Source organism: Synechococcus sp. ATX 2A4, from assembly GCF_024346375.1.
GTDB lineage: Bacteria > Cyanobacteriota > Cyanobacteriia > PCC-6307 > Cyanobiaceae > MW101C3.
On sequence record NZ_JAGQCV010000005.1, the window covers coordinates 1 to 25,166 of the forward strand.

General features: G+C 68.0%; 21 protein-coding genes. 12 read left to right on the forward strand and 9 right to left on the reverse strand.

Annotated features, from left to right (window positions below):
• Nucleotides 1-279: transposase (locus KBY97_RS05755; protein ID WP_399217360.1), on the forward strand; the 279-nt coding region annotated here is incomplete at its 5' end.
• A gap of 169 nt (nucleotides 280-448) precedes the next feature.
• On the opposite strand, the gene KBY97_RS05760 is transcribed toward KBY97_RS05755, so the two are convergent.
• Both KBY97_RS05760 and moaB read right to left on the reverse strand, forming a co-directional pair.
• Nucleotides 449-1,330: an MOSC domain-containing protein gene (locus KBY97_RS05760; protein ID WP_255145742.1), complete on the reverse strand. Its 882-nt coding sequence runs from the start codon at nucleotides 1,328-1,330 to the stop codon at nucleotides 449-451.
• Between the two features lie 52 nt (nucleotides 1,331-1,382).
• Nucleotides 1,383-1,964 (reverse strand): molybdenum cofactor biosynthesis protein B, encoded by a 582-nt coding sequence (gene moaB / locus KBY97_RS05765; protein ID WP_255145743.1) that lies wholly within the window; start codon nucleotides 1,962-1,964, stop codon nucleotides 1,383-1,385.
• A gap of 64 nt (nucleotides 1,965-2,028) precedes the next feature.
• Between moaB and mnmG the strand changes: the two genes are divergently transcribed.
• The 4 genes from mnmG to KBY97_RS05785 all read left to right on the forward strand — a co-directional run bounded on the left by mnmG (nucleotide 2,029) and on the right by KBY97_RS05785 (nucleotide 6,240).
• Nucleotides 2,029-3,942, forward strand: coding sequence for a tRNA uridine-5-carboxymethylaminomethyl(34) synthesis enzyme MnmG (gene mnmG / locus KBY97_RS05770; RefSeq protein ID WP_255145744.1), 1,914 nt, complete (start codon nucleotides 2,029-2,031; stop codon nucleotides 3,940-3,942).
• A gap of 35 nt (nucleotides 3,943-3,977) precedes the next feature.
• Nucleotides 3,978-4,859: a hypothetical protein gene (locus KBY97_RS05775; protein WP_255145745.1), complete on the forward strand. Its 882-nt coding sequence runs from the start codon at nucleotides 3,978-3,980 to the stop codon at nucleotides 4,857-4,859.
• Between the two features lie 81 nt (nucleotides 4,860-4,940).
• Nucleotides 4,941-5,639 (forward strand): chorismate lyase, encoded by a 699-nt coding sequence (locus tag KBY97_RS05780; RefSeq protein ID WP_255145746.1) that lies wholly within the window; start codon nucleotides 4,941-4,943, stop codon nucleotides 5,637-5,639.
• A 58-nt stretch (nucleotides 5,640-5,697) separates the two neighbouring features.
• Nucleotides 5,698-6,240 carry a hypothetical protein gene (locus KBY97_RS05785; protein WP_255145747.1) on the forward strand — a complete coding sequence of 181 codons (543 nt, stop codon included), beginning with the start codon at nucleotides 5,698-5,700 and terminating at the stop codon, nucleotides 6,238-6,240.
• A gap of 14 nt (nucleotides 6,241-6,254) precedes the next feature.
• On the opposite strand, the gene KBY97_RS05790 is transcribed toward KBY97_RS05785, so the two are convergent.
• From KBY97_RS05790 to KBY97_RS05805, 4 genes are all read right to left on the reverse strand, one after another.
• Complete coding sequence (locus KBY97_RS05790; RefSeq protein ID WP_255145748.1) at nucleotides 6,255-6,776, reverse strand: DUF1269 domain-containing protein; 522 nt, start codon at nucleotides 6,774-6,776, stop codon at nucleotides 6,255-6,257.
• Between the two features lie 98 nt (nucleotides 6,777-6,874).
• Entirely contained in the window at nucleotides 6,875-7,552 is a 678-nt protein-coding gene (locus tag KBY97_RS05795) for a hypothetical protein (protein WP_255145749.1), read from the reverse strand.
• Between the two features lie 63 nt (nucleotides 7,553-7,615).
• Nucleotides 7,616-7,744: a hypothetical protein gene (locus KBY97_RS05800; RefSeq protein ID WP_255145750.1), complete on the reverse strand. Its 129-nt coding sequence runs from the start codon at nucleotides 7,742-7,744 to the stop codon at nucleotides 7,616-7,618.
• Nucleotides 7,745-7,753: 9 nt separating this feature from the next.
• A complete protein-coding gene (locus KBY97_RS05805) occupies nucleotides 7,754-8,296 on the reverse strand; it encodes a SprT family zinc-dependent metalloprotease (RefSeq protein WP_255145751.1) in 543 nt (180 codons plus the stop codon).
• 82 nt (nucleotides 8,297-8,378) lie between these two features.
• Here KBY97_RS05805 and KBY97_RS05810 point away from each other — a divergent pair, with 82 nt between their 5' ends.
• From KBY97_RS05810 to KBY97_RS05830, 4 genes are all read left to right on the forward strand, one after another.
• The gene (locus KBY97_RS05810) at nucleotides 8,379-8,801 is read left to right on the forward strand and encodes a hypothetical protein (RefSeq protein WP_255145943.1); all 423 of its coding nucleotides are present in this window, start codon (nucleotides 8,379-8,381) and stop codon (nucleotides 8,799-8,801) included.
• Between the two features lie 27 nt (nucleotides 8,802-8,828).
• Nucleotides 8,829-10,979 carry an NAD-dependent DNA ligase LigA gene (gene ligA, locus KBY97_RS05815; RefSeq protein WP_255145752.1) on the forward strand — a complete coding sequence of 717 codons (2,151 nt, stop codon included), beginning with the start codon at nucleotides 8,829-8,831 and terminating at the stop codon, nucleotides 10,977-10,979.
• Nucleotides 10,980-11,227: 248 nt separating this feature from the next.
• Nucleotides 11,228-16,675, forward strand: a complete 5,448-nt coding sequence (locus KBY97_RS05825) for a choice-of-anchor I domain-containing protein (protein WP_261356340.1) — start codon at nucleotides 11,228-11,230, stop codon at nucleotides 16,673-16,675.
• A gap of 175 nt (nucleotides 16,676-16,850) precedes the next feature.
• Nucleotides 16,851-21,029, forward strand: a complete 4,179-nt coding sequence (locus KBY97_RS05830; RefSeq protein WP_255145755.1) for an alkaline phosphatase D family protein — start codon at nucleotides 16,851-16,853, stop codon at nucleotides 21,027-21,029.
• Nucleotides 21,030-21,035: 6 nt separating this feature from the next.
• On the opposite strand, the gene KBY97_RS05835 is transcribed toward KBY97_RS05830, so the two are convergent.
• Nucleotides 21,036-21,650, reverse strand: coding sequence for a TVP38/TMEM64 family protein (locus tag KBY97_RS05835; protein WP_255145757.1), 615 nt, complete (start codon nucleotides 21,648-21,650; stop codon nucleotides 21,036-21,038).
• A gap of 253 nt (nucleotides 21,651-21,903) precedes the next feature.
• Between KBY97_RS05835 and KBY97_RS05840 the strand changes: the two genes are divergently transcribed.
• The gene (locus tag KBY97_RS05840; RefSeq protein ID WP_255145758.1) at nucleotides 21,904-23,166 is read left to right on the forward strand and encodes a M14 family metallopeptidase; all 1,263 of its coding nucleotides are present in this window, start codon (nucleotides 21,904-21,906) and stop codon (nucleotides 23,164-23,166) included.
• A gap of 120 nt (nucleotides 23,167-23,286) precedes the next feature.
• Nucleotides 23,287-23,685: a large conductance mechanosensitive channel protein MscL gene (gene mscL, locus KBY97_RS05845; protein WP_255145944.1), complete on the forward strand. Its 399-nt coding sequence runs from the start codon at nucleotides 23,287-23,289 to the stop codon at nucleotides 23,683-23,685.
• Between the two features lie 120 nt (nucleotides 23,686-23,805).
• Here mscL and KBY97_RS05850 read toward each other — a convergent pair whose 3' ends face one another.
• Both KBY97_RS05850 and vapB read right to left on the reverse strand, forming a co-directional pair.
• Nucleotides 23,806-24,246, reverse strand: a complete 441-nt coding sequence (locus tag KBY97_RS05850) for a type II toxin-antitoxin system VapC family toxin (RefSeq protein ID WP_255145759.1) — start codon at nucleotides 24,244-24,246, stop codon at nucleotides 23,806-23,808.
• Nucleotides 24,247-24,297: 51 nt separating this feature from the next.
• Entirely contained in the window at nucleotides 24,298-24,534 is a 237-nt protein-coding gene (gene vapB / locus KBY97_RS05855; RefSeq protein WP_255145760.1) for a type II toxin-antitoxin system VapB family antitoxin, read from the reverse strand.
• A 210-nt stretch (nucleotides 24,535-24,744) separates the two neighbouring features.
• Here vapB and KBY97_RS05860 point away from each other — a divergent pair, with 210 nt between their 5' ends.
• A complete protein-coding gene (locus tag KBY97_RS05860; protein WP_255145761.1) occupies nucleotides 24,745-24,987 on the forward strand; it encodes a type II toxin-antitoxin system Phd/YefM family antitoxin in 243 nt (80 codons plus the stop codon).
• The last annotated feature ends 179 nt before the right edge of the window (nucleotides 24,988-25,166 follow it).

A 25,166-nucleotide genomic window follows, 5' to 3' on the forward strand; every position in this document is an offset into this window, starting at 1 on the left:
GAAATGGAGGGCAAGCCCACCACCTTCCGGGTTGCCATGCGACCAGGCAAGCGGCGCGCCCTGCCCAATACAGCGGATGGACGAATGGATGATCTGATCGAAACAGCCAAAGCTCATATCCGTGCCAAGGGTGAGCACCCGTTCCGCGTGATCAAGCAGCAGTTCGGATTTCAGAAGACCCGGCTGCGGGGCATGCTCAAGAACCGCTGCAAGGTAAACGTGCTGGCAGCCCTTACGAACCTATTTATGGTGCGTCATGAACTGCTATGCAGGACATGATCAGGAGAGTGGTGTGCCGATTGGGGACAAGACCGTCTTCCATGGAAAGCATAATTCACCTAAGAGAGGTGAAATCAGGCCCATTCAAACCTGATCTGCACTGCAGTGGTCCATCCCAACCACTTGAGGGCCTGAAACTTGGCTTGCGGGCTTGTTGCCCAGAGCTTCCCTAGCCCGGCCTTTCTTCCAGCAGGGTGATCGGATCGCCCACCGCCACCGGCCCGGGGGTGAGAACCGACAGGCGAATGCCGGCGATCACCTTGTTGTGGCGAGCCGTGGCCCGCAGGATCTCGATGTCTTCCGGCAGGCCGCACTGGGCCAGGGTGGTGATCACGCAGCGGGGGCAGGCGGTGTCCACCTGCAGCACAGTCCGCTGACCGATCCGCAGGCGGTGGCCCAGCCAGGCCTCCTCCACGAACCCCTCGTCGCCTTCCAGCGGCGCCATCAGCAGGTTGGGGCGGAAGCGCTCCACGGCGAAATCGAGGTCGGGTTCCAGCTGGCGCAGGCGGTCGAGCGTGGCGGTGCTGATCGCATGGATCGGGCAGGAATCGAAGAAGGTGCCGGCGGGCAGCACCAGCTCATTCACCACGTCCTGAAATTCCCGCTCCTGCACCGGTGGCCAGTACTGATCCAGGCTGGCGCCCTCCTGGGGCTGATCCAGCAGGCTCACCTGCCGCCCCAGCCACGCCGACAGCTGGGCGCCCGCCTGTGGATCACTGGTGAGCAGGGGCGCCGCCTCCGGCCCTGCTGCCGCACCAGCTGCGGCGCTGCCGCCGCCTGAGCTGCCGGCGGCGCTGATCGCGGCGACGGGCAGCGCCTGGCCGGGCAGGGGCGGCACCACGAACTTGGCCTGGTACTGGAGCAGGGAGCGCCACAGGCGCGGATTCTTGGCGCTGGCCACCCGGCCGGTGGCATGGTCCCAGAGGGCATAGGCGCGGTCGCCGCAGACTCCCCCTTCGCCTATCTCCAGCTGGGGCAGGCACTCGCCCAGCATCGATTTCACCGGGTAACGCCAGAGCGCTTCCACCCGTCCCACCAGCCTGCTGTTCATGGGGCCCGCCCGTAACGGGCTCATCCAAGCGTTCAGCGGCTCCGGCCGCCGTTCAGGGCGTACCGCTCGTGCCGGTGTCGGTACCCGTGCCAGTGGCTGGGGGCGGGCTCCAGGCCGGGGTGTGGGGGTCTTCGCGCAGCCGCGGCAGCAGCTGCACCAGGTTGCAGGGGCGGGTGGCGGGGTTCAGCTGGGCGCTGATCAGCCGGTCCCAGGCGGTGCTCACCGCGTCAAGCGAGCCGGGCAGCACGAAGATCACCGTGCCGTTGGCCACCCCCGCCAGGCAGCGGCCCTGCAGGGTGCTGGTGCCGATCGTCTCGAAGGACAGCAGGCGGAACAGCTCGCCGAAGCCCTCGATCGTCTTGTCGAGCAGGGGCGCGACCGCTTCCGGCGAGCCGTCGCGGCCAGTGAGCCCGGTGCCCCCGCAGCTGATCACCACCTGCACCGCCGGCGTGGCGATCCAGCGGCTCAGCACCGCCCGGATCGCGTAGCGGTCGTCGGGCACGCACAGGCGCTCCACCAGCTCGTGGCCATCCCGTTCCAGGCGCTCGCGCAGCGCATCGCCGGAGGGATCATCGGCGCTGGGATCGGCGCTGCGCCGGTCGGAGACCGTGAGCAGGGCGATGGCGAGACTCACAGGGCAACGCGCGGCGATGGTCTGAGGCTAGGCAGCGCCGTTGCCAGGCCCATAGCCTGGGCGGATGGCACTGAGCGCGGCACCGAGCGAAAGCTTTGAACTGATCGTCGTCGGCGGCGGCCATGCGGGCTGCGAGGCGGCGCTGGCGGCGGCGCGGCTCGGCATCGACACCGCCCTGTTCAGCCTCAACATCGACCGCATCGCCTGGCAGCCCTGCAACCCGGCGGTGGGCGGGCCGGCCAAGAGCCAGCTGGTGCATGAAGTGGATGCCCTCGGCGGCGTGATCGGGCGGCTGGCCGATGCCACCGCCCTGCAGAAGCGGGTGCTCAACGCCAGCCGGGGGCCGGCGGTGTGGGCCCTGCGCGCCCAGACCGACAAGCGCGCCTACGCCCGTCAGATGCTGCAGCTGCTGCAGCACACGCCGCACCTGCACCTGCGAGAGGCGATGGTCACCGGCCTGGAGGTGGCCGACGACCGGGTGATCGGTGTGCGCACCTATTTCGGCAGCGTGTATGCCGCCGGCGCCGTGGTGCTCACCACCGGCACCTTTCTGGGCGGCACGATCTGGGTGGGCAACCGCTCCATGCCCGCCGGCCGCGCCGGTGAAGCCCGCGCCGAGGGGCTCACCGAGGCGCTGCAGGCGCTGGGCTTCCGCACCGATCGCCTCAAGACCGGCACCCCGGCCCGGGTCGATCGCCGCAGCGTGCGCCTCGATCAGCTGGAGGAACAACCCAGCGACGCCGCCGATCGCTTCTTCTCCTTCGACCCGGCCGCCTGGGTGAGCGGCGAGCAGATGGCGTGCCACATCACCCGCACCACTGCGGCCACCCACCAGCTGATCCGCGACAACCTCCACCTCACCCCGATCTACGGCGGCTTCATCGACAGCAAGGGGCCCCGCTACTGCCCCTCGATCGAAGACAAGATCGTGCGCTTCGAAGGCAAGGACTCGCACCAGATCTTCCTGGAACCGGAGGGGCGCGACACGCCCGAGCTCTACATCCAGGGCTTCTCCACCGGCCTGCCCGAACGGCTGCAGCTCGAGCTGCTGCGCACGCTGCCGGGGCTGGAGCAGTGCGTCATGCTGCGCCCCGCCTATGCCGTCGATTACGACATCCTGCCCGCCACCCAGCTGCTGCCCTCGCTGATGACCAAGCGGGTGGAGGGGCTGTTCAGCGCCGGCCAGCTCAACGGCACCACCGGCTATGAGGAGGCGGCAGCCCAGGGGCTGGTGGCGGGGCTGAATGCGGCGCGGCTGCTGCGCGGCCAGAGCCCCGTGCACTTCCCGCGCGAGGGCAGCTACATCGGCACCTTGATCGACGATCTGGTGACGAAGGACCTCAAGGAGCCCTACCGGGTGCTCACCAGCCGCAGCGAATACCGGCTGGTGCTGCGGGGCGACAACGCCGATCGGCGCCTCACGCCGCTGGGCCATGAGCTCGGCCTGGTGGATGGCCGCCGCTGGCAGATCTTCCAGGCCAAGCAGGCGGCGATCGAGGCGGAGCAGCGCCGCCTCGACACCGTGCGGCTGAAGGCGTCCGACCCAGCCGCCGCCGCGATCGAAGTGGAAACGGGAGCGCCGATCCGCGGCTCGATCACCCTGGCCGATCTGTTGCGCCGCTCCGGGGTGCATGCCACCGATCTGGTGCGCCACGGCCTCTGTGATCCGCAGCTGCCGGCCGATGTGCGCGACAGCGCCGAGATCGACGTGAAATACAGCGGCTATCTGGCCCGCCAGCAGCAGGAGATCGAGCGGGTGCGCAAGCAGGATCACCGGCCGATTCCGGACGGCATCGATTACGCCGCCATCGCCACCCTCTCCAAGGAGGCGCGCGAACGGCTGGCGGTGGTGCGGCCGCTGAATCTCGGCCAGGCCTCCCGCATGCCGGGCGTCAGCCCTGCCGATGCCAACGCCCTGCTGCTGTGGCTGGAGCTGAACCGGCGGCGGGAGGCAGCGCAACGGGCACCAGTGCCCTAATATCCCCCGTCACTGACGCCTGAGCCTGAGCTTTCATGGCGAGCCCTCCTTCCGTCCCCACCTCCAGAGCCTTCTGGGATCTGAAGGCTGAGCAGGTGATGGACCGGGTGTTCGCCAATGGAGCCAACCGCACCAGCGTGGCGCTGCTCGACCACACGCCGATCGATGTGGTGGTGAGCGAGGCTCCGCCGCGGGCACCGGCCCCGCCGCCACCATCCCGTGCCACCCGCACGGCCACCCCCACATCCTTCTGGCAGCACCCCTGGCTGTTGGTCATCGCTGCCCTTGCCCTGGTGGGGCTCACCTCCTCGCTGCTGCTGTGGCGCAACTGGCAGGTGGCCAACCGGGCGCTTGATCAGGAACGCAACCTCAAGCTGCTGGAGCGTCTGCGCGATTTGGTGCCAGCCGCCGCTGAACCTGTCGCGTTGCCCGCTGGACAAGGGGCCGGGGCGGTCGCCACCCCTGATCCCAGCCTGCCGCCACCGCCCCTGGAGGAGCCCTGGGTGCAGGAACTGGCGCCCCTCTCTGGTGGCACCGCCGGCCAGGCTTCCACCGCGCGGCCCCTGCGGGTGCCCGTCAACGGCACCATCACCCGGGCGGCCCCCGCTGCCGCTGCCGGCGGCAACGGCTGGGCGGTGGGTGACACCGTGGGGGGCTCAGCCAGCCCCAAACCCGCTGTCGCCTCGCCGGCGTCAAGCGCAAGCTCCGGCCCGGCCCCCCAGCTGATGGGCGTGGTGCAGGTGCAGGGCCGTTCCGGCTCGGCGATCTTCCAGGTGGGCGACACCACCACAAACGTGTCGGTGGGAGAGCCGATCGGCGCCAGTGGCTGGCGGCTGCAATCCGCCAGCAGCGATTCGGTGGTGATTGAACGCCAGGGCCAGCAGCGTCAGGTAAGCATCAGCACCTATGGCCCCTGAGTGGGGTTCCTGCTGCGGCGGTTTCTCCCCTCCCGTTGCCCTCTCTGGCTTGCGTAGCTTGAATCACCGGTGCTCAGCCCGATGAGCGGCACGCTCTGCCCGTCCTCCGCCCCCTCCCATGGGGAGCGCTCCGTCCTTCCCCGCCAGGAGCCGCCAGCCGGCGCCGACGGCACGCCGTTCCCCTCGCCGCACGCCCTCTGGTCGGCGCCGCGGACGGCTGTGGAGGCCGGCCGCACCGCAGCGGGCCTGAGCGGTGCCTGGCAGCTGCTGCTGCTGGGCGATGGCAGCCCCACCCGTCATCTGCAGCTGCTCACCGGTGCCCCGGTGGAAGTGGAACTGATCGCCATGGCGCCCGATGCGGGGAATGGCGAGCGGATGCCTGCGGAAGTGGCCGGTCTGGCCTCGCCGTTGCTGCGGCGTCAGGTGTGGCTTCGCTGTCACGGAGAGGCGCTGGCCTGGGCCGAAAGCTGGTGGAACCAGACCCAGGCCGAGGAAAATCTGCGCGACCGCCAGCTGCCGATCTGGCAAAGCCTGACGGCAGATCGCGCGGAGCTGTTCCGCGAGGTGGATGGGTTGGCCAGGGTGACGGAACCTTGGCTGGAACAGGGTTTTGGCTGCAGCGGTCCGTTCTGGAGCCGCCACTACCGCTTCTTCCGCGGCGGGCGTCAGCTCACGGTGATCCGGGAGGTCTTCTCCCCAGCGCTGGAGCGTTGGCTGGGCCCGAGCAGCCACTGTAAAGATTCATCAATATTGCCGGCGGCCGCCCCGCGGACGCATTGACAAGTTGCCAGAGGCCCCAACCCGGGCAGCATGTTGACGTTCGACTTCGGTTCGCCCGATGGCCCCGTCCACGTCCTGGCTCAGCCTTACCGATCTGGGCCGCCTCTACGGCATCTCCGCCATCTACTGCGGCCGCCTGCTGATCGAGGCCGGTCTGCGCAATCACGACGGACGCCCCAGCGCCGAAGCCCTGGCCAACGGCGTGGCCCAGGTGGCCTGCTCCAGCCACCGCAATGGGGACACCCTCTGGCACGAAAACGGCTGCCGCGCCGCCCTGGAAGCGCGCGGCCAGGTGCCCCTGGCCCAGCGCACCTTGGTGGAACAGTGGGCTGAATTGCTCTGGGCGATGAAGCAAGGCTCAGCGGCGATCAGCACCTCCGCCGAGCAGATGGCCGAAGACCTCCCCGGTGAACTGGTGGAGCCCGTCAACCAGCAGCTGCGGGTGAACGGCTGGGACTTCCAGGTGCCCCGCCCCCATCACAGCGGCGGTGGCGCCGGAGCTGGCGGCAGCAGCACCGGTGAGGGTCACGCCAATTCCAGCGCGCGCCCCCGCAACCATCCCGAGGAACTGGCCCGCCGCCACCACAAATCGGCCGGCTGAAGGCCGGCCGGTGATCAGCCGAGCCGCAGCGCTTCAGCCTGTTGGCGGGTCTTGTCGAGCAGCTCGCGCAGCCGGTCTTCGTCGGTGTGGCTGAGGCTGGTGCGCAGCAGCTTGGCGTGGGGGGCGAAGCCGCGCAGGCGCTCCACCACCCGGTCGGGGGTGGCTTCCCGCACCAGCAGGCAGAGGGCGGCGCTGCCCTTCGGCAGGGTTTCGCCCACCTCCCGCAGGAAGCTGTCGCTGATGCCCAGATCGCTGAGCGCGCCCGAGGCGGCCCCGACCCCGGCGCCCAGGGCGGCGCCCAGCAGCGGATTGAGGAACAGCAGCCCCACCAGCGAGCCCCAGAAGCCACCGCCCAGCGCGCCAGCGGCGGTGAGGTTGATCGCCTGACGCAGATGCACCTCACCGGCGGCGTCGTGCTCAACCACCACCGCATCTTCCAACGAGATCAGGTGCTCCTGCTGAATGCTCACCAGCTCGCGCCGCACAGCGTCGGCGTCCTCGGTTTTCGGAAATCCCACCACGATCAGGTTGCTCATGGACGCAGATCCTTGGAAGCGGTTGATCACCATTGAATGTAGGTGGCATGGGGTGGCGCTTCGCCGGGACGAGCGGTTGTGCTCCGCCGCAAGCCCACTCAATCGCGCCGGCGGCTGGAACGGGGCAGGGGGCGCTGGGGGGTGCGTGTCGGCGCAGGATCCGTAGCGGCCGGTGGTGCGGCAGGTGCCTCGCTGGGGCGCTGCCAGCGGGGCAGGCGGAAGTTGTCGTCTTCGGGCCAATCGTTGCTGTCGGAGGCGGGCGGCAGCAGCGGGGCGCTGCGGCGGGAGATCGCCTCCAGGGGGCGGCGCCCACCGCCGCCGGTGCTGACGCCGCCAGGGCTGCCGTTGCCGGGACTGTCGCTGCGGGGACTGCGGCTGATGGGGCTGCGGCTGTCGGCGCTGCGGCTGTCGGGTTCGCGGCTCCTGCCGCGGAAAGGCTCATCGGCGGGGAGGCCGCTGCCGCGGCGGGGCGGTGGGGCCTGCCCGTCGCGCTCCTGCGGCGACGGGCGCTCCTGCCAGGGTTCGGGCCAGTCGTCGTCGCCTTCGAGAAACCAGTCGAAGCGCTCGCCCACCCAGCGGCCCAGATCATCGAGGCCCGGGCGTGCACCGGCGCGGCCCCCGGCTCCACGCGCCTGGGCACGCGAGCCCGGGCGAGCCCCGGACACGCCGTTCACCAGCTGCCGCCCCGCCACCATCCACTGATCGAAGGTTCCGCCCGTCGCGGGCGATCCCTGGCGGCGTCTGCCGCGGCGGGAAGGGTCGCCGGAACCGTTCATGGCTCTGTCCTGTGTCCGTCCTGATGGGCCCGGCTCTGCCCTGAGAACCGTTCTGCCTCGACCCTAACGGCTGAGGCGCAGGGCCCAGCGGCGGCGCAGCCAGCGTTCGCGGCCCAGACCCACCACGGCGATCGCCAGGCCACCGCACTGCAGCACCCCCAGGAACAGTTCCATGCCAAGGGCGTGATCCATCGGCGAACCCTAGGCGCCACCGGGTTCGAACACGAGCTGGCAGCTGGCGTGCCACTGACCCCCGTGCAGCCGGTCGCAGCAGAGGCGGCAGGCCACGCCCCGCACCCGGCGCCGATAGGGGGCCGTGACGCCGCAGCTGGGGCAGCGGGCGATCCAGCGCACCGCGGAGACCGGCACCGGATAGCAGTGGCGCAGGCTCACCTCGAAGGCCGACTGGGCGGCGTTGATGCGGGCCATGCGGGCGCGGAAGTGGGGCCCATGCACCTCGCGCACGCCCAGCACCCGGTCGATCCAGGCGTGGATCATCTCGTGGCAGAGCGTGCCGAGCGTGGCCTCGCGGGGCAGGGGTTCGAGCACCGGCCGCGACAGCACGATTTCGCAGAGCGGGGTGCCATCGCGCTGCCGGCCGCTGCGGTAGAGCCCGGCCGTGCGGTTCATGCGGCCATCGCTCCAGCGCACCGCCACCAGGCTGCGGCCCTGGGGCGCCAGGGTGCCGTCGAAGTGTTCCCGGTCGAGGCGGTGGAACAGCGGCAGCAGGGACTCAAGGGGCATGCCGCTTCAGGGCGTTGGCACCAAGCCGGCAGTCTGGCGGGGCCGTCGGTCAGACTCCACGCTCGAGATGCGCGCTTTGGCAATGGATTGGGGTCTGGCACAGACGATCGGCACCAAGGTTCTGTTGGCCGGCGCCGGCGCCCTGCTTCTCTACTGGACCTACACGGCCGTGAAGCTGGTGATCAGCGCCCGCGGCATCAACCCCCTGCTCAAGCAGTTCTTCACCCAGGTGGCCTCGGGCCAGATCGATGGCGCCTATCTGCTCACCACCAAGAACTACCGCTCCCACGTGACCCGGCAGCAGTTCATCCGTTTCCTGGCGGGCCTGCAGCTCAACAAATACCGCAACCTCAAATCCGGCCGGCCCCGCATCCAGGACGGCCAGATCATCCTCACGGTGAAGCTGAAGTCGGAGGCGAAAGACGAACTGCCGCTCGATTTCACCTTCGTGAAGGTGGAGGAAGCCTGGCGGGTGGACCGCATCAACAAACTCGCCGCCGCCTGACACCGCTCCTTGCCTGCGCCGCCGCCCATGCCCGACGCATCGCCTGAGGCCCGGGCGGAGGAATTGTGCCGGCTGCTGCAGCGGGCCGCTCACGCCTACTACGTGCTCGATGCTCCGGAGCTGGAGGACACGGTCTACGACCGCCTCTACCGCGAGCTGCTGGAGCTGGAGGCGGCCCACCCCGAGCTGGTGCGCCCCGACAGCCCCACCCAGCGGGTGGGCGGCACCCCCGCCGCTGGCTTTCACGCGGTGGAGCACCGCATCGGGCTGCTCAGCCTCGACAACGCCTTCGATGCGGCCGAGTTCGCCGCCTGGCACCAACGCCTGCTGCGCGTGCTCGAGAAGGGGGTGGCAGCGCCTGACGCTGGGGCCCGACAGCGGGATGGCGCAGGAGATGGGGATCTGGCCCTCGTCTGTGAGCTGAAGATCGACGGCAATGCCCTGGCGCTCAGCTACGAGCGGGGTGTGCTGGTGCGGGCCGCCACCCGCGGCGATGGCAGCAGCGGCGAGGAGATCACCGCCAATGTGCGCACGATCCAGAGCGTGCCGCTGCGGCTGCAACTGGCCGACCCGCCCGAGTGGGTGGAGGTGCGCGGGGAAGCCTTCATCCCCGATGCCACCTTCGCGGCGATCAATGCCGAACGACTCGCCCGCGACGAACCGGCCTTCGCCAATCCGCGCAACGCCTGCGCCGGCACCCTGCGCCAGCTCGATCCGAAGGTGGTGGCGGCGCGGCGGCTGGATTTCTTCGCCTACACGCTGCATCTGCCGGACGACTGGACGCCTGAGATCGGCAACGACCCATCGGATCCTCCACGGCCCACCACGCAGTGGGAGAGCCTGCAGTGGCTGCAGGCCGCTGGCTTCAAGGTGAACCCCAACGCCGAGCTGCTGCCCTCGCTGGCGGCGGTGGAGGGGTTCTTCGCCCAGTGGGAGGAGGGGCGCAAGGCCCTTGCCTACGCCACCGATGGGGTGGTGGTGAAGCTCGACGACCTGGCCCTGCAGGAGCGGGCCGGCTTCACCCAGAAGGCGCCGCGCTGGGCGATCGCGCTCAAGTACGCCGCTGAGGAGGCGCCCACGCGGTTGCGGCGGCTCACGGTGCAGGTGGGCCGCACCGGCGCGGTCACGCCGGTGGCCGAATTCGAGCCGGTGCCGCTGGCGGGCACGAGCGTCAGTCGCGCCACGCTCCACAACGCCGACCGGGTGGCGGAGCTGGATCTGCATGCCGGCGACACGATCGTGGTGCGCAAGGCCGGCGAGATCATCCCCGAGGTGGTGCGGGTGCTGAGCGAGCTGCGGCCGGCGGGGGCCGAGCGGCTGGGCCTGCCCCACACCTGCCCGGAGTGCGGCTCGGAGCTGGTGCGGGAGGAGGGGGAAGCGGCCACCCGCTGCGTCAATTCCAGCTGCCCGGCGATCCTGCGCGGCTCGCTGCGCCACTGGGTGAGCAAGGGGGCCCTGGAGGTGGACGGGCTGGGCAGCAAGTTGATCGAGCAGTTGGTGCACCGGGGCCTGGTGCGCTCGATCGCCGATCTCTACCGGCTGGATGCGGACCTGCTGGCCAGCCTCGAGCGCATGGGCGAAACCTCCGCCGGCAAGCTGGTGGCGGCCCTGCAGGACTCCCGCCAGCGCCCCTGGCACCGGGTGCTCTACGGGCTGGGCATCCATCACGTGGGGGCGGTCAACGCCAAGGCTCTGGCCCGCGTTTTCCTCGGTGCGGCGGAACTGCAGGCGGCCGCCACCGAGCAGCCCGAGGCGATCACGGCGGTGTTCGGCATCGGCGAGGAGATCGCCCAATCGCTGGCGCAGTGGTTCGGCACCCCCGCCAACCTCACGATGCTGGCGGCCCTGGCGGAGCTGGGCCTGACGCTGCAGGCCAGCGAGGCCGAGCGGCAGGCGGCGGCGGAGCTGGCCGGTGCCGGTGAGGTGGCTGAAGGGCCTGACAAACCCCTGGCCGGCAAGACCCTGGTGCTCACCGGCACCCTGCCGACCCTGAGCCGCAGCGAGGCGCAGACGCTGATCGAGGCGGCCGGCGGCAAGGTGAGCAGCTCCGTGAGCAAGAAAACCAGCTACGTGGTGGCCGGCGCCGAGGCCGGCAGCAAGCTGGCCAAGGCAGAGGGCCTGGGGGTGCCGCTGCTGGATGAGGCGGCCCTGCTGGAGTTGCTGGCGCCCATCCGATAGCACGGCGCCGATAGCGCCTGCTGTGAAATCTGTGCGAATGGAGATCAGTACTTCGAACGCAAAATGAGCCTCCAGGCATCACTGCGACCCAGGGATCTGCAAACGTGAGGGCTATCACGGTGACCTGTGCCAGAGAGCACATTTCGCTACAGAACGGCACTGACTTAGCCAGGCGTTAATCGGCTCTTGAGATGGGGCGGTGGGTTATGTGGATCAATGAGGGGTGAAGTCAACGCACTTTTTGGGCAATGTCTCTGATTTTTTCCGCGATTAATCCTGCAATTGCGGCAAATGGGGGCATCTTGGACATTGGCTCACTGGATGCCAACGCAGAGATATCCGCTTACAACCCTCAGTCTGGATTCCTCTATACCGTAGGCGGCGGATCTGGGGCGATTGTCGTCAGCGATCTGCGCAATCCGGCCAGCGCGCAGGTGGTTTCAGTCGCGCGCCCCGATACGCAGCTCCAAACCCTTCAAAGCGCAGCCGTTTCCGGCAATCTCCTGGCGATTGCCGTTGAAGATTCTGTCGGCACTGGTTTCGTTCAGTTCTATGACCTGACGAATCCAGCCATTCCTGTTCACGTCAGCACCGTGACGGTCGGCGCCCTGCCTGATGCGGTCAAGTTCAGTGCCGACGGCACCAAGCTGCTGGTGACCAACGAGGGCGAACCGAATTCCCTCTACACGATCGATCCCGAGGGGTCTATTTCGGTCATCGATACCAGCAGCTATCTCGCCGCCACGCCCGTCGCACCCAGCCAGGCGGATGTGCAAACCGTGGGCTTCGCGGCCTGGGAGGGTCGCCGCGCCGAGTTGATCAACCGCGGCATCCGCATTGGTACCCGCCTGGGGGTAACCACCACGGTGGCTCAGGACATCGAGCCGGAGGCTGTTGCCATCAGCGACGACGGCAACACCGCCTGGATCTCCCTCCAGGAAAACAATGCCATCGCCGTGCTTGACCTGAGTGGCGCCGCGCCGGTGGTGAGCACCATCTTCTCTGCCGGCATCAAGGACTGGAGCCGGGGCACCCCCAGCGCAACCAACTTCTCGGTGGAGCTTGAGTACGCCAATGGGGAGGCCAATCGCCCTGAGGGTGTCCTGGCCGGCGGTTTGTCTGGGTTGTTCTTCGCGGGCCGTGAAACCGTTGCTGGCCAGGAGCTGGACATCTACTTCACGGTGACCGATCGGGGCCCCAACGGTGACCTGATCGATGGCAAGCGCCAGTTCCTCGATCCCGATTTTCAGCCCACGATCTACAAGCTTGGCAAGGATCGCAGCACCGGTTCGATCGTGGAGTTGGATCGCATCGGGCTCAACCGTGCCAATGGCACGCCGCTCACTGGACGTCCCCAGCTTTCCGGTGTCGATGACACCCCCATCGACGCCAACAACCAAGATCTTGCTTTTGACCCTTTCGGAATCGATTCGGAAACGGTCTCCATCTTTGATGTGACCATTGCTGGTCAATCACGCAAAGTGTTTGCGGTCGGCGATGAATACCGTGGACAGATCGCTCTGTTTGATTTCACTACGGGCAATTTGATTCAGCGTTACATCCCTGCCGGCCAGAAGGCCTTGCTGGAAGCCCAGCACCCCGGCCAGATCGGCGCTGAAACGATCGACAGCCTGCCCGCTGTCTATGCCAACCGCTGGGCCAACCGTGGCATCGAGGCCATGGCGTTCAACAGCGCCGACGGTCTGCTCTACGCCTTCATGCAGAGCCCCCTGGATGTGGTCACGGAGGCTGGCGCCCGCAGCCGTAGCCGCTCCGAGCTCACGCGCATCCTGGCCATTGATCCGGCCACCGGTGTGGCGGTGAAGGAGCACTTCTATCTGCTCAGTGGCCGCCCCGGCCAGGACAAGCTCGGTGACGCTGTGTTCGATCCAGCCCGAGGGGTGTTCTATGTGCTGGAGCGCGACAGTGGTCGCGACAGCCTCACCGCTGCCAAGCACGTCTATGAGGTGGATCTGCGCGGGGCCACCAACACGCTCGCTCTCACCACAGCCGCCAATCAGGCCACCGATGGCTGGCTTGCTGCCATCGGCGTGGCCCAGCCGGAAAACCTCGACAACCGCCGCGTTCTGATCGACCACGACAGCGATCCGACCACGCCTGACATTTTCAGCCTCTCCAGCGCCGACGTGCTGGCCAACGCCGGCATCCGCCTGGCCTACAAGACGGAGCTCTTCAACTTGCCCTCCATCGGCGGCAGCCTGGCCTTCGACAAGGCCGAGGGCCTGGCGTTGCGCGACGACGGCGCGCTGGTGATCAACTACGACAACGACTTCGGCACCGAAGGTGCCAGCGGCAACACCATCACGGTGGTGAACTTCGATGGCATCGGCCTCGACAGTTCCGACCGCGATGTGGACGGCAGCCAAGCCGGCGGCAACCGCTACTTCCCCATCTCCGGTCTGCCGGTCTTTGGCCTCACCATGCCGGATGGCATCGCGACCTTCACCGACCCCCAGGGACGGCGATTCCTGCTGGCTGCCGGGGAAGGTGATTCCCGTAGCTACCCTGGCGAGGATGTCACCGTAAACGGGACACTGATTGAGGAGGGAGATGTCTTCTCCGACCTCACCCGCGCTAACAGCGACGCGCTGGTGAATGGCACCTCCTTCCGCGACCATCCCGGTGTGGCCGCCCTGAATGCCGCTTTCGAAGCCGCCACCGGCATCAGCCGCACCCGCCTCAACCTGCTCAACGACTACGGCGACATTGACGGCGATGGTCTGATCGACAAGCCCTTCACGATCGGTTCCCGTTCGCTGCGCATCTTTGATGACCAGGGCAATGTGGTGTTCGACTCCGGCAATCAGCTCGAAGAGCTGGCCAACAGCCTCGGCCTGATGGCCGGCAACCGCGACGACGACAAGGGCACCGAGCCCGAAATGGTGGAGATCGCCACCGTGGCCGGCCGCACCTATGCCTTCGTGGCCCTGGAGCGCACCACCGAGAGCGTGGCGGCGGTGTTCGACATCACCGATCCGTACAACGTGGCGGCAGTGGACCCGGTGGTGTTCCCTGGCGCTAGTCGCATCGAGGGGATCACCTTCCTGCGCAGTGAGGCCGGCGAGCCGGCTGGCGTTGTCGCCAGCAGCGAAGGCAACGATGTGGTGAGCTTCACCACCGCCGCGCCGCTGCCCACCGGCAGCGCCTTCCGTCTGCAGTTGTTCCACCTGGCCGACCAGGAAGCCGGCATCTCCGCCCTCGATGATGCGCCGCGCCTCTCCGGCGTGCTCAACGCCCTGCGCGCCCAGGACATCGATCTCGACGGCATCCCCGGTTTCACCAACACCCTCACCCTCTCCAGCGGCGACGCCTGGATTCCCGGCCTGGTGTATGGCGCTTCCGCCCAGGCCTACGGCGCCGTGGGCCGCGGCGATGTGCTGATCCAGAACGCCCTTGGCGTGCAGGCGATCGCCTTCGGCAACCACGAGTTTGATCAGGGCACCGCGGTGATCAGGGACCTGATCGCCGGCGACAGCGCCGCGGGCTTCCCTGGCACCGCCTTCCCGTATCTGAGCGGCAACCTTGATTTCTCCACTGACGTCAACCTCGCCGGCCTGGTGGTGCCCGCCGGCCAGGCGCCGCTGCCCGGCAGCATCACCAGCAGCGTGGTGTTCGATGTGAATGGCGAGCAGGTGGGGGTGGTGGGAGCCACCACCCCCTGGCTGCGCAGCATCTCCAGCCCTGGCAGCGTCGGCATCACTCCGGCCACCTTCAGCGGCCCGCCCACCGCTGCCGAGCTCGACGCCCTCGCCGCCGAGATCCAGGCGGATGTGGATGCGTTGATCGCCGCCAATCCGGGCCTGAACAAGGTGATCCTGCTGGCCCACATGCAGCAGCTCAACATCGAGCTGGCCCTGGCCGAGCGCCTGCGGCACGTGGACATCATCGTGGCCGGTGGTTCCAACACCCGCCTGTTCGACAGCAACGATCAGGCCCGCCCCGGTGACACCAACCAGGGCATCTATCCGATCGTGAGGACCGACGCCGATGGCAGGCCCGTGGCGGTGGTGAGCACCGACGGCACCTACAAGTATCTGGGCCGTCTGGTGCTCGATTTCGATGCCGCCGGCGTGATCATCCCCGAGAGCTACGACCCCACCATCAGCGGCGCCTTCCGCACCGATGCGGCGGGTGTGGCGGCCCTCAACGCCGAGGCCTTCATCGATGCCCGCGTTCAGGAGGTGGTCGACAACCTGCGCGAGGTGATCATTGCCCAGGAATCGGAAACCTTCGGCATCAGCGAGGTGTTCCTCAACGGCAACCGCAACCCCGGTGTACGTAGCGAGGAAACCAACCTTGGCAACCTCACCGCCGACGCCAACCTGGCCTACGCCCGCCAGATCGATCCCACCGTGCTGGTGTCGCTCAAGAACGGCGGCGGCATCCGCAACTCGATCGGCCAGTCGGTGATCCCCACCGGCTCGGTGGATGGTGTGCCTGAACTGCTGCCCACCGCTGCGGTGTTCGATGCCCAGGGCAACGTGGTGAAGCCGGCGGGTGGCATCTCCCGCAACGACATCGCCAACGCCCTCAGCTTCAACAACGGCCTGTCGCTGGTGAGCGTCACCCCTTCGGAACTGAAGGCGCTGATCGAGCACGGTCTCGCGGCTGGTGCGGGCGGTGGCCGCTTCCCCCAGGTGGGCGGCGTGGCCATCAGCTACGACTTCTCCCGCCCCGCCGGCTCACGGGTGGTGACCCTGGCCATTGAGGACGCCAACGGCAACGACCTCGACATCGTGGTGCGCGGCGGCGAGGTGGTGGGCGACCCCAGCCGCACCATCCGCATGGTGACGTTGGACTTCCTGGCTGGTGGCGGTGACGGCTACCCCTTCGCCAGCCTCAGCAATCCCAACCGGGTCGACATCACGGAGGAGGACGCCCCCGCCACCGGCGCCGCCACCTTCGCCCCCAACGGTTCGGAGCAGGACGCCCTGGCCGAGTTCCTGGTGGCCAATCACTCCCCCGCCAACCCGTTCAGGGCGGCGGACACGGCTCAGCCCCTCGACACCCGCCTGCAGAACCTGGCGGTGCGCAGCGATGCGGTGATTGATCCGGTGCGCCTTGGCACCGCCGCTGACGACACCACCCTGCCGGGCACGTCCACCATTCCTGGTTTCGATGGCCGCCTCGACACGGTGTTCACCGGCGCCGGCAACGACACGGTGGACATCGAGATCACCGGTGGTTCGGGCAACACGGTGTTCACCGGTTCTGGCGCCGATGTGGTGTTCGCCGGCAGCCGTGACGTGATCACCGGCGGCAGCGGCAATGACCAGATCTGGGCCACCGGTGGTGACAACAACCGCCTGAGTGGCGGCAGCGGTGATGACGACTTCATCATCGGCAGCGCCGGCAACCGGGTGCTTGGCGGCGATGGCAACGACGTGTTCACCATCCTTGAAGGTGCTGGCACCAACTTCCTCAACGGCGGCGCCGGTGCCGATCAGTTCTGGCTGGTGAGTGCGGTGGGTGACCTGCCGGGCGCCAAGCAGTTCGTGATGGACTTCACCCCCGGTGAAGACCTCGTGGGCCTTCGTGGTGTGGCCTTCGGCGCCCTCAGCTTCACCCAGGTGGGTGGCGACACCCTGCTGAAGGTGAATGACACCGAAGTGGGCCACTTCGTGAATCTGAGTGCCACCACGCTCAACAACCAGGCCAACTTCGCCCTGGTCTGAGTGCGTGCGGGCTGATACCGGTCTCCGCCCCTGGGAGACCGGCATCAGCTCCGGCACTGCAGATCGGATCGGGCAAGCCCTGATCGCCATGGGCGATCAGCCACGGCCATGCGCCCAACAGATCCACCGGCTGGATCTGCGTCCAACCACCGCCCATACCAGAGCCATCCACGCGATGTCAGTTCCCGCCATCAGCTTTTCCCACGGCGTTGCCTCCGGTGACCCTTACCAGGATTCGGTGATCCTCTGGACCCGGATCACGCCGCCGCAGGAGTTTGCAGGGCTGGTGGATGTGCGTTGGGAGGTGTCAACCAGCGCGGGGTTCGAGTCGGGTTCGATCGCGGACAGCGGTGTGTTCAGCACCAGTGGCGACCGCGACTGGACCGTGAAGGTGGAGGCCGATGGCCTCACGGCCGACACCAACTACCACTACCGCTTCAGCGTCGGAGCGGCGGAATCGCAGGTGGGGCAGACCAAGACCCTGCCGGTGGGCAACGATCCGGTGCGGCTGGCGGTGTTCTCCTGCGCCAACTTCACGGCGGCCGAGGAGTTTCTTGTGTATGGCCGGGCGGCTGCCCTGCACGCCGCCAACCCCTATGACGCCTTCCTGCACCTGGGCGATTACATCTACGAATACGGCCCCGGTGGCTTTGAGGAGGCGGAAGATGCCGCCGACGAACGTGGTTTCCTGCCCAACCGCGAAATCGTGAGCCTGGATGACTATCGCCAGCGCTATGCCCAGTACCACACCGATGCCAATCTCCAGGCGCTGCGCGCCTCCGCGCCGCTGATCGCCATCTGGGACGACCACGAGACCGCCAATGACAGCTGGGCCGGTGGCGCCCAGAACCACCAGAGCGACACGGAAGGCGACTGGCTGGTGCGCCGCGATGCCGCGCTCAAGGCCTACCACGAATGGCTGCCGATCCGGGAGCCCGGTCTGCGCCGGCCCGAGGACGGTGCCACCGCCCTCTCCCCGCTCACCCAGGGCTACCGCTCCTTTGATTTCGGTGAGGTGCTCTCCCTGCACCTGCTGGAAACCCGCCTCACCGCCCGCGATGAGCCGTTGGAGTATCCGGATGCGGCGGCGGTGCAGACCCGCATCGGCGCGATCCTGGCCGATCCCGCCCTGGTGGTGGCGTACGCCGGCCAGCTCGGGCTGGCGCCCCCAGCTGACCCCGCCGCCATTCCGGCCTTCGCTGCCGCCCTGGCGCCGCTGGTGACCCAGGAGTTGGTGCTGGCCACGGTGCAGCTGGCCTGGGGCGACCCCAGCCGCGACATGATCGGCGACACCCAGCTGGCCTGGCTGCAGCAGCAGATGGCCGCCTCCACCGCCAGCTGGCAGGTGCTGGGCCAACAGGTGCTGATGCAATCGATGGCGATCCCCGCCGCGTTGCTGCTCGATCCCGGCAATCCCGCCCTGCTCGACACCTATGGCGCACCGCTGCAGAAACTCGCTACCGGTACCGCCTTCTCCGATCTGACCCCAGCGGAGCAGGCCCTGTTCGCCGAGCAGGCCAAGATCCCCTACAACCTCGACGCCTGGGACGGCTACGGGGTGGAACGGGAAACCATCCTGCAGATGGCGCTGGGCATGGGCAAACGGCTGATCAGCCTGGCCGGCGACACCCACAACGCCTGGGCTGGCGTGCTCGACACCATGAGCGCCGGTTCGCAGCCGGCCGGAACGCTGGCTGGGGTGGAATTTGCTGCTCCTGGGGTGACCTCCCCCGGCTTCGAGAAATACCTGCCCGGCGCCGACGCCTACATCCGCGCCCGCTACCCAGACGTGGGCGGCCTCGATGGCCTGTTCCTTGGTTACACACAGGGCCTCGGCTATGCCGATGTGAACCGGCGCGGCTTCCTTGAGCTCACCGTGACGCCAACGGAGGCCACCGGCACCTTCCAGTTCCTCGATCGCCTCGACCCGCTGGCGGTGGCGCCCCAGTGGGCCAGCGAAACCGTGGTGGCCGCCAGCGATTTCACCCTCACGCTGAGTAGCGAGGCGCGCTCATTGATCGACTGGCAACCGGATTGGCAGGAGCTGGACCTGGTCACCGGGCTGGTGGTGGAGGCGAATGGCACCCAGACGCTGCTGGACCCGGCCGCGTTCGCCACCGCTCCCCGCGACGGCATCCAGTTGGCCGACGTGCAGGTGCGCGGCTCTGACGGCTCCGACCGCCTCTTTGTGGGTGTGGGCTCCAGCGCCGATGGCGGGGCCGGCGACGACGACCTGTTCAACACCGAGAGCCTTGGCGGCAACTGGCTGGTGGGCGGGATTGGCGCCGATCGTTTCTTCCTGCGCCAGGCCAAGGACCTCGTGGTGGGCGGCAGCCTGATCACCGGCAGCCGCGGCCTCGCGCCCGGCTCCGCCTTGGTGGATGGGGAGGCCGATCTGTTCCTGATCGACAGCTCCGAGGCCAACGCGGGCGCCGATCTGCTCCAGATCAACGATTTCGAGGTGAACCGCGACGTTGCCCTGATCGATGGTGTGCTGGCCCAGGGGAGTTGGGAGGAGATCAAGCAAGCCCTGGCGGCAGCGGGCGTGGCGGCCAATGCCGCTCCCCAGCTCCTTGCCACGGGCGTCACCCCGGTGCTGAACCTGTTCCCCGGCGTCCAGGGCCTGCAGAGCTTCGGCACGCTCGGCACGGATCCCGACAACGACGCGCTGCGGGTTGTGGTGATTGACGGCCCTGACTGGCTGGTGGGTTTCAACAACACCCTCAGTGCCTCCGCGCCGGCGGGATTGACGGCGGCGGATCTGGCGGGGCTGAGCATCACCCTCGGCCTCTATGACGGCAAGGCCGTGACCCCGTTCGTGCCGGAACTGACGCTTCTCAGTGCTCCGGTTGGGGATGCGAATACGACCTTCATTGCGATCACGCAACCCAACGGTGCGGTCAACTTTTTTGCCGTCAATGTCGATGGCGGCACCTTCCAGGCGCCGGTGCGGGTGGTGGCCACCGATCAGGAGGTGTCGCCGGCATCTGCTGGATTCCAGCAAGCCATTGGTGGCGAGGGGTTTGAGCTGAGCGAGCGGGCCCTTGATTTCTCCATCAACTTGAATCCCGGGTTTGGCCAGGCCAACGTCAGCGTGGCGCTTGCGGCGGTGCTGGATTCCCCGCTGTTCACCGATGGGGAAGGCCGCATCCCCTCCAGGCGTTTTGGCTTCTTCTCGATTGAGGAGTCCGGCAATCTGGCGCCCCTCACCTACGACCCAGTACAGGGCACTGGCGCCCGCTTCTACGACCTTGACGGCGATGGCACGGCCGATTTCCTCAACCTCACGTTGAAAGATGGGGGCATTGGCGATAAAGATGGCGCGGTGAACGGGGTGATCGTGGATCCTTCCGTGGCTGCGGTTGTTGATCTCAATCCCGTTCTGAGCGGCGCGGGCAAAACGCTCACCTTGGGCGATCCGGCCCAGACCACCGCCCCAGCGGGCCTGGCGTTGCGGGCCAGCCTCGGCAACCGGGCCACCACGTCGAACCAGATCGGTTATGTGGTGCTCAACAGCGCCGAGGTGGCCACGGCAGACACCCTGCTGGCTGATCTCAACACGGTGCAATCGAGGGCGCAGACGCTCTTCTCAAACCTCGAATCCACCGATGTGACCCTTCCCACGGGGACCACATTTGAGCGGGAAATCCTGTTGCTCAACGGCCAGAGCGTGCGCTTCTTCGAGGTTGTGGATGGCACCTTGGATCAGCTCACCAGCCTGAATGATCCCCGCTTCCGTTTCCTGACGCCCGCCGGCGTGACGGAGACAGAGGCGTCGGTGGCGTCCACTAGCGGCGTGACCTTCTCGCTCACGGTGCCGACCACCGATCAAGGGCTTGATGACCTGATCGGCCAGGAACAGGGAGCGGCACCGGTGCTGGATTTCTCCAGTTTCTCCCCCTCTGAAACGGTGTTCGGTTCGCTGATGCTGGCCCGCGAAGCTGACTTTGATTCGATCATCGGCTTCTACCGCAGCCTCGATGCTCAAGGAGCGGTGCTGGATGTTGATGGCCGCAGCGTGCTGCGCCCCGGGGATCTCGGCTATGAAGCGACGGCGCTGCGGGCCGACAACCTGGTGGGTGAACTCTCCAACCTGCAGGTGGCGGACAACCAGACCAGCACCAGGCCGATCAGCCTTTCGGAATCCAGCTTCCTCGCCCCCTTCGCCCGCGTGAACGGCGACACCTTCTTCGCCTTCGGCGCGGCCAACAGCGATGGCCTCAGCCACTTCCGCACGCTCGGCACCAACACCTTCGGCCTGGAGGATCTCAAGGGTGGCGGTGATCTCGATTTTGACGATCTTGTGCTCGGTTTCTCCTTCACTTCGCTCAGCAACACCTCTCTGCTGGCCTGAGCCCTCTCAGGACGACCCGTGGCGCTGCAGGGCCCGCCGCGTGGCCCGGCCCGCCACCACCATGGCGGCCACGGTGGCGGCGATACCGAGCAGGCTCAGGGCCTGGCCGGCCGGGCCAGAGCCGCCGGCGAGCATCTCGCCGAAGCGGGAGGCGTCGCCGGCCAGCTCCCCCAGCCCGCAGAACAGCACCGTGCCGGGCAGGATTGCCAGCAGGCCGATCGCGTAGTTGCGCAGGCTCACATCGCTGAGCCCGTAGGCCAGGTTCAGCAGGCTGAAGGGAAACGCTGGCGACAGGCGCGTGAGCAGCACCAGCTTCAGGCCCTCCCGGCTCACGGCCCGCTCGATCGCCTGCAGCTTCGGCCGCGTGGCCAGGCGCCGCCGGGCCCAATGGCGCAGCTGGTGCCGGCCCAGCAGAAAGGCCGCCAGCGCCCCCAGGCAGGCCCCGGCGAACACGAGCACGCTGCCCCAGAACGTGCCGTACAAAGCGCCGGCCAGCATTGAGGCCCACACGCCCGGCAGCAGCAGGCTCACCCAGATCGCATAGAGCGGCACAAAGGCCAGGGCCCCGGCGGGGGAGCGCAGGGCGGGCACAACCTGCTCGAGCCAGGGGTGAAGATCCATGAACCATGCCGTCCGCGCCAGCCTGGCAGGGGCAACCCGCCGGCGGTGGCCGCTGGGCTCAGGGGCTGATGGCTGGGGCCAGGGCCTTTCCTCTGACCCAAAGCCCAAGCGACGGCCATCCCCGTACAGTCGATCCCATCCGTCGTCCGGATCCGTCGGCGATCCAATGAACGGCCGCTGTGTCAAGCCCTCCGGGCCCGTTCCCCTCCCTATTCAGCGCCGCCTCCCGCCGTTGTCACCGGCGGACTCTCCCATGTCCACCTGCGATTTCTTCGCCTCCAGCTACGTCGATGCCCGCGCCAGGTTCCTCACGGCCGCCGGCGGGGCTGGCGCCCGGCTCACGTCCCATCGCCTGCCCGGCCAGCTCGGTCCGGACGGCGAACCGCTCTCCATCGATGTGGCCCTGCTGGCGGGCGAGACCCCGCCGCGGGCGATGTTGTTGCTGATCTCCGGCACCCACGGGGTGGAGGGATTCTGCGGATCGGGTGTGCAGGTGGGGTATCTCACCGATCGCCTGCACGACGCGCTGCCGCCTGGCACCGCCACCCTGCTGATCCATGCCCTCAACCCCTATGGCTTCGCCTGGCGCCGCCGGGTGAACGAGGACAGCATCGACCTCAACCGCAACTTCCGCGATTTCAGCGCGCCGTTGCCGGACGGCTCCGCCTACGAGGCCGTGCACGACCTGCTCGTGCCTGCGGAGTGGGATGGCCCGGTCCGGGAGCAGGCCGATGCGGCGCTGCTGCAGCGTATTGCGGCGGATGGCATTCCCGCTTATCAGGCCCTGTTGCAGCGCGGCCAGTACACCCGCCCCACGGGTCTGTTCTATGGCGGCACCGAGCCGTGCTGGTCGAACCGGATGCTGCGCCAGTTGCTGCGGGAGCACATCCCCGCCGGCCTGGCCCAGCTGGCGGTGCTCGACATCCACACCGGCCTCGGCCCGATGGGCTACGGCGAGCCGATCCATGCCGGCGACGGGTATGCGCGGGCGGTGCGCTGGTATGGCCCGGAGGTCACCCGCAGCAGCGAGGGCGAGGCGCCTGCCGCCCTTGATGAGGGCCTGCACGAAGGCCTGCTGGCGGCTCTGGCGCTGGAGGATCAGCTCCCGGCGGCGGGCCAGCGTTCGGCCTCCGCGCCCATCTCCGGCGCCATGGTCGGGGCGTTCCGTGCCCTGGAGCCCGCCACCGCGGTCACCTATCTGGCGCTGGAGTTCGGCACCCGCCCGATCCTGGAAGTGCTGGGGGCGTTGCGCGCCGACAGCTGGCTGCATGCGGTTCCCGGCCGTGACACCGCCCATCGCGCGCCGATCCAGGCGCAGATGCAGCAGGCCTTCTACGTCGACACACCGGCCTGGAAAGCGGCGGTGTACGGCCGCGCCGCCGACTTCGTGCTGCGCGCCGGTCGGGGCCTGGCCGCCGGCATGGCCGCTGCTGCTGCTGGCACGCCCGCTCCCCCGCCGCCCCTGGCTACGGGCATCGCCCTCGCAGGAAGGCCAGGGCCGCTGGGTCCGTGGTGAGGGCGATGGCCCGCCTGTAGCTCACCGGCGCTCCCAGGCTGGGAGCCGATGGGGAGGGATCGGGAGGGATGGAGGGCGCTCAGGTGGCTTCACACGTAGGTTGTCGGCGACCTTCTGCTCATCCGTGATGGCCCCAGCCGCTCCAGTTTCCTGGCCGATTTCCAGGCTTTCATCAACAAGGGCAATGTGGTCGATCTCGCCGTGGCGGTGGTGATCGGTGGCGCCTTCGGCAAGGTGGTGGATGCGGTGGTGAGCCTGGTGATGGGCAGCCTGCTCACCCCTGCCCTGAAGGCGGCCAACGTCGATTCGATCAATTCTTGGCCGGCCGGCGCCGTGATCGTGGCGCTGATCAACTTCATCGTGATCGCCTTCGTGGTGTTCCTGATCGTCAAGGCCATCGAGGCCACCAGGCGCAAGGAGGAGGCCAAGGCCGAGGCGGCCGCTGTCCCCGATGTGCAGGCCCAGCTGGCCTCAGCGGTGACCCGCCTGGCGGACGCGCTCGATCGCAAGGGGCTGTAGGCCAGTGGCGGCGAGGCGCAGCTGAGCGCGGCTTGCTCCGCCGCAGTTGAGCACAGCTCACCTCGCCGTTCTTGACCACGCCATGCCCTCGCCCTCGCCCTTCACGGCCAACGTCCTGGCTCAGCCCTGCGGATCTTCGCCACTCCCGGCTTCCGCCACCCAGTTCTCGACGTCGAGGCCCGGATAGATCCGGAAGTCGGCCAGGTTGTTGGTCACCAGCGTGACGCCCAGTGCGAGGGCATGGGCGGCGATCAGTTTGTCGAGTGCATCGCGGCGCCGTTCGCGGCTGGCCAGGCGCATGGGGCGATAGGCGCCGGCGGCGCGGCCATCGAAAGGGGCGACCGGCACCTCCAGTAAAAACCGCTGCAGAGCCAGGCGGTTGTGTTCCGCCTGGTCCCCTGAGGCGATCACGCCGACCTCCAGCTCTGCTGCGGTGATGGCCGAGATCAACACCTCTCCCACGAGGCAGCGAGCAAAGCGCTCTGCCACCTGGGGGGGCTGGTGTTTCATCAGGTAGAGGCAGATGTTGGTGTCCAGCAGGTAGAGGGGACGCAGGCTCATGGCTGGCTGATCAAGCGCCCCTCACAGCTGTTCTGCTCACAGCCGTGCCCGTCACAGCTGCTCCCGCTCCGCCTGCTCCTGACCGCCGCGGCCTGCTGCCAGGAAATCCGGCGAAAAGCTGGCCAGGGCCGCCAGAGCTCCGGTGATCGGCTTGCCCGCAGGGCGGATGCGCAATTCATCCCCGACCCGCTCGATTTCGAGCTCCAGGTCGTTGCGCGCATAGGCCAGCTCAGCCGGGATGCGCACCGCCTGGGAATGGCCGTTGCGAAACAGGCGGGTGGTGGCCATGGCCAGCATGGATGTACCTGTGCATCCTGGGCGGTTCGGGCTCAGTCCAGATCCGCCTGGCGCCCCCGCCCCAGTTCCGCCAGCTGCTGGCCGCCCCCGCGCCGTCCGAGCTTCTGTCTCCGCGCCTGTGCCGCCAAAAGTGGCATCGGAAGCCGCCGGTCGGAGCCCAAAAAGGACGCATTAATGTGAGCTGCTGCCAGACGACTTCCGATGGCCAGCCTTTCCGTCCGGGAAGCCCGCAAGCGGCTGTATGCGCTCATCGATGAGGTGACCGCTTCCCACGAACCAGTGCAGATCACAGGCAAAGGCGGGAATGCCGTGCTGCTCTCGCAATCGGCTTGGCAGGCCATCCAGGAGACCCTCCATCTGCTCTCGATGACGGGCATGCGCGAATCCATCCGCGAGGGCCTGGCTGTGCCGGTGGAAGAGCTCAGGGATCAGCCGGGCTGGTGAGAAGGGGCGTTTGCTTCACACGGCAAGCCCAGAAGGAGGCCCGCAAGCTCGCAGACGCATTGTTGGCTTTTTGAAGGTCAACGTCCAGGCCCCACCGGGCGGCAACTGCAATCCAGTCCAGGGATCTGGGCCTTGCTAGCCGCAAACTTCATCAGAAGCAAGAAGCTGCTGCACGTGGG

Excerpts from the sequence above, each read along its gene's own strand:
- KBY97_RS05835 (WP_255145757.1), bottom strand. The coding sequence starts at position 21,650 with ATGGATCTTCACCCCTGGCTCGAGCAGGTTGTGCCCGCCCTGCGCTCC.
- KBY97_RS05775 (WP_255145745.1), top strand. The coding sequence starts at position 3,978 with ATGGCGAGCCCTCCTTCCGTCCCCACCTCCAGAGCCTTCTGGGATCTG.
- KBY97_RS05785 (WP_255145747.1), top strand. The coding sequence starts at position 5,698 with ATGGCCCCGTCCACGTCCTGGCTCAGCCTTACCGATCTGGGCCGCCTC.
- mnmG (WP_255145744.1), top strand. The coding sequence starts at position 2,029 with ATGGCACTGAGCGCGGCACCGAGCGAAAGCTTTGAACTGATCGTCGTC.
- KBY97_RS05840 (WP_255145758.1), top strand. The coding sequence starts at position 21,904 with ATGTCCACCTGCGATTTCTTCGCCTCCAGCTACGTCGATGCCCGCGCC.
- KBY97_RS05860 (WP_255145761.1), top strand. The coding sequence starts at position 24,745 with ATGGCCAGCCTTTCCGTCCGGGAAGCCCGCAAGCGGCTGTATGCGCTC.
- KBY97_RS05825 (WP_261356340.1), top strand. The coding sequence starts at position 11,228 with ATGTCTCTGATTTTTTCCGCGATTAATCCTGCAATTGCGGCAAATGGG.
- KBY97_RS05850 (WP_255145759.1), bottom strand. The coding sequence starts at position 24,246 with ATGAGCCTGCGTCCCCTCTACCTGCTGGACACCAACATCTGCCTCTAC.
- KBY97_RS05795 (WP_255145749.1), bottom strand. The coding sequence starts at position 7,552 with ATGAACGGTTCCGGCGACCCTTCCCGCCGCGGCAGACGCCGCCAGGGA.
- KBY97_RS05760 (WP_255145742.1), bottom strand. The coding sequence starts at position 1,330 with ATGAACAGCAGGCTGGTGGGACGGGTGGAAGCGCTCTGGCGTTACCCG.
- KBY97_RS05790 (WP_255145748.1), bottom strand. The coding sequence starts at position 6,776 with ATGAGCAACCTGATCGTGGTGGGATTTCCGAAAACCGAGGACGCCGAC.
- KBY97_RS05800 (WP_255145750.1), bottom strand. The coding sequence starts at position 7,744 with ATGGATCACGCCCTTGGCATGGAACTGTTCCTGGGGGTGCTGCAGTGC.
- KBY97_RS05830 (WP_255145755.1), top strand. The coding sequence starts at position 16,851 with ATGTCAGTTCCCGCCATCAGCTTTTCCCACGGCGTTGCCTCCGGTGAC.
- vapB (WP_255145760.1), bottom strand. The coding sequence starts at position 24,534 with ATGGCCACCACCCGCCTGTTTCGCAACGGCCATTCCCAGGCGGTGCGC.
- KBY97_RS05810 (WP_255145943.1), top strand. The coding sequence starts at position 8,379 with ATGGATTGGGGTCTGGCACAGACGATCGGCACCAAGGTTCTGTTGGCC.
- KBY97_RS05805 (WP_255145751.1), bottom strand. The coding sequence starts at position 8,296 with ATGCCCCTTGAGTCCCTGCTGCCGCTGTTCCACCGCCTCGACCGGGAA.
- ligA (WP_255145752.1), top strand. The coding sequence starts at position 8,829 with ATGCCCGACGCATCGCCTGAGGCCCGGGCGGAGGAATTGTGCCGGCTG.
- KBY97_RS05780 (WP_255145746.1), top strand. The coding sequence starts at position 4,941 with ATGAGCGGCACGCTCTGCCCGTCCTCCGCCCCCTCCCATGGGGAGCGC.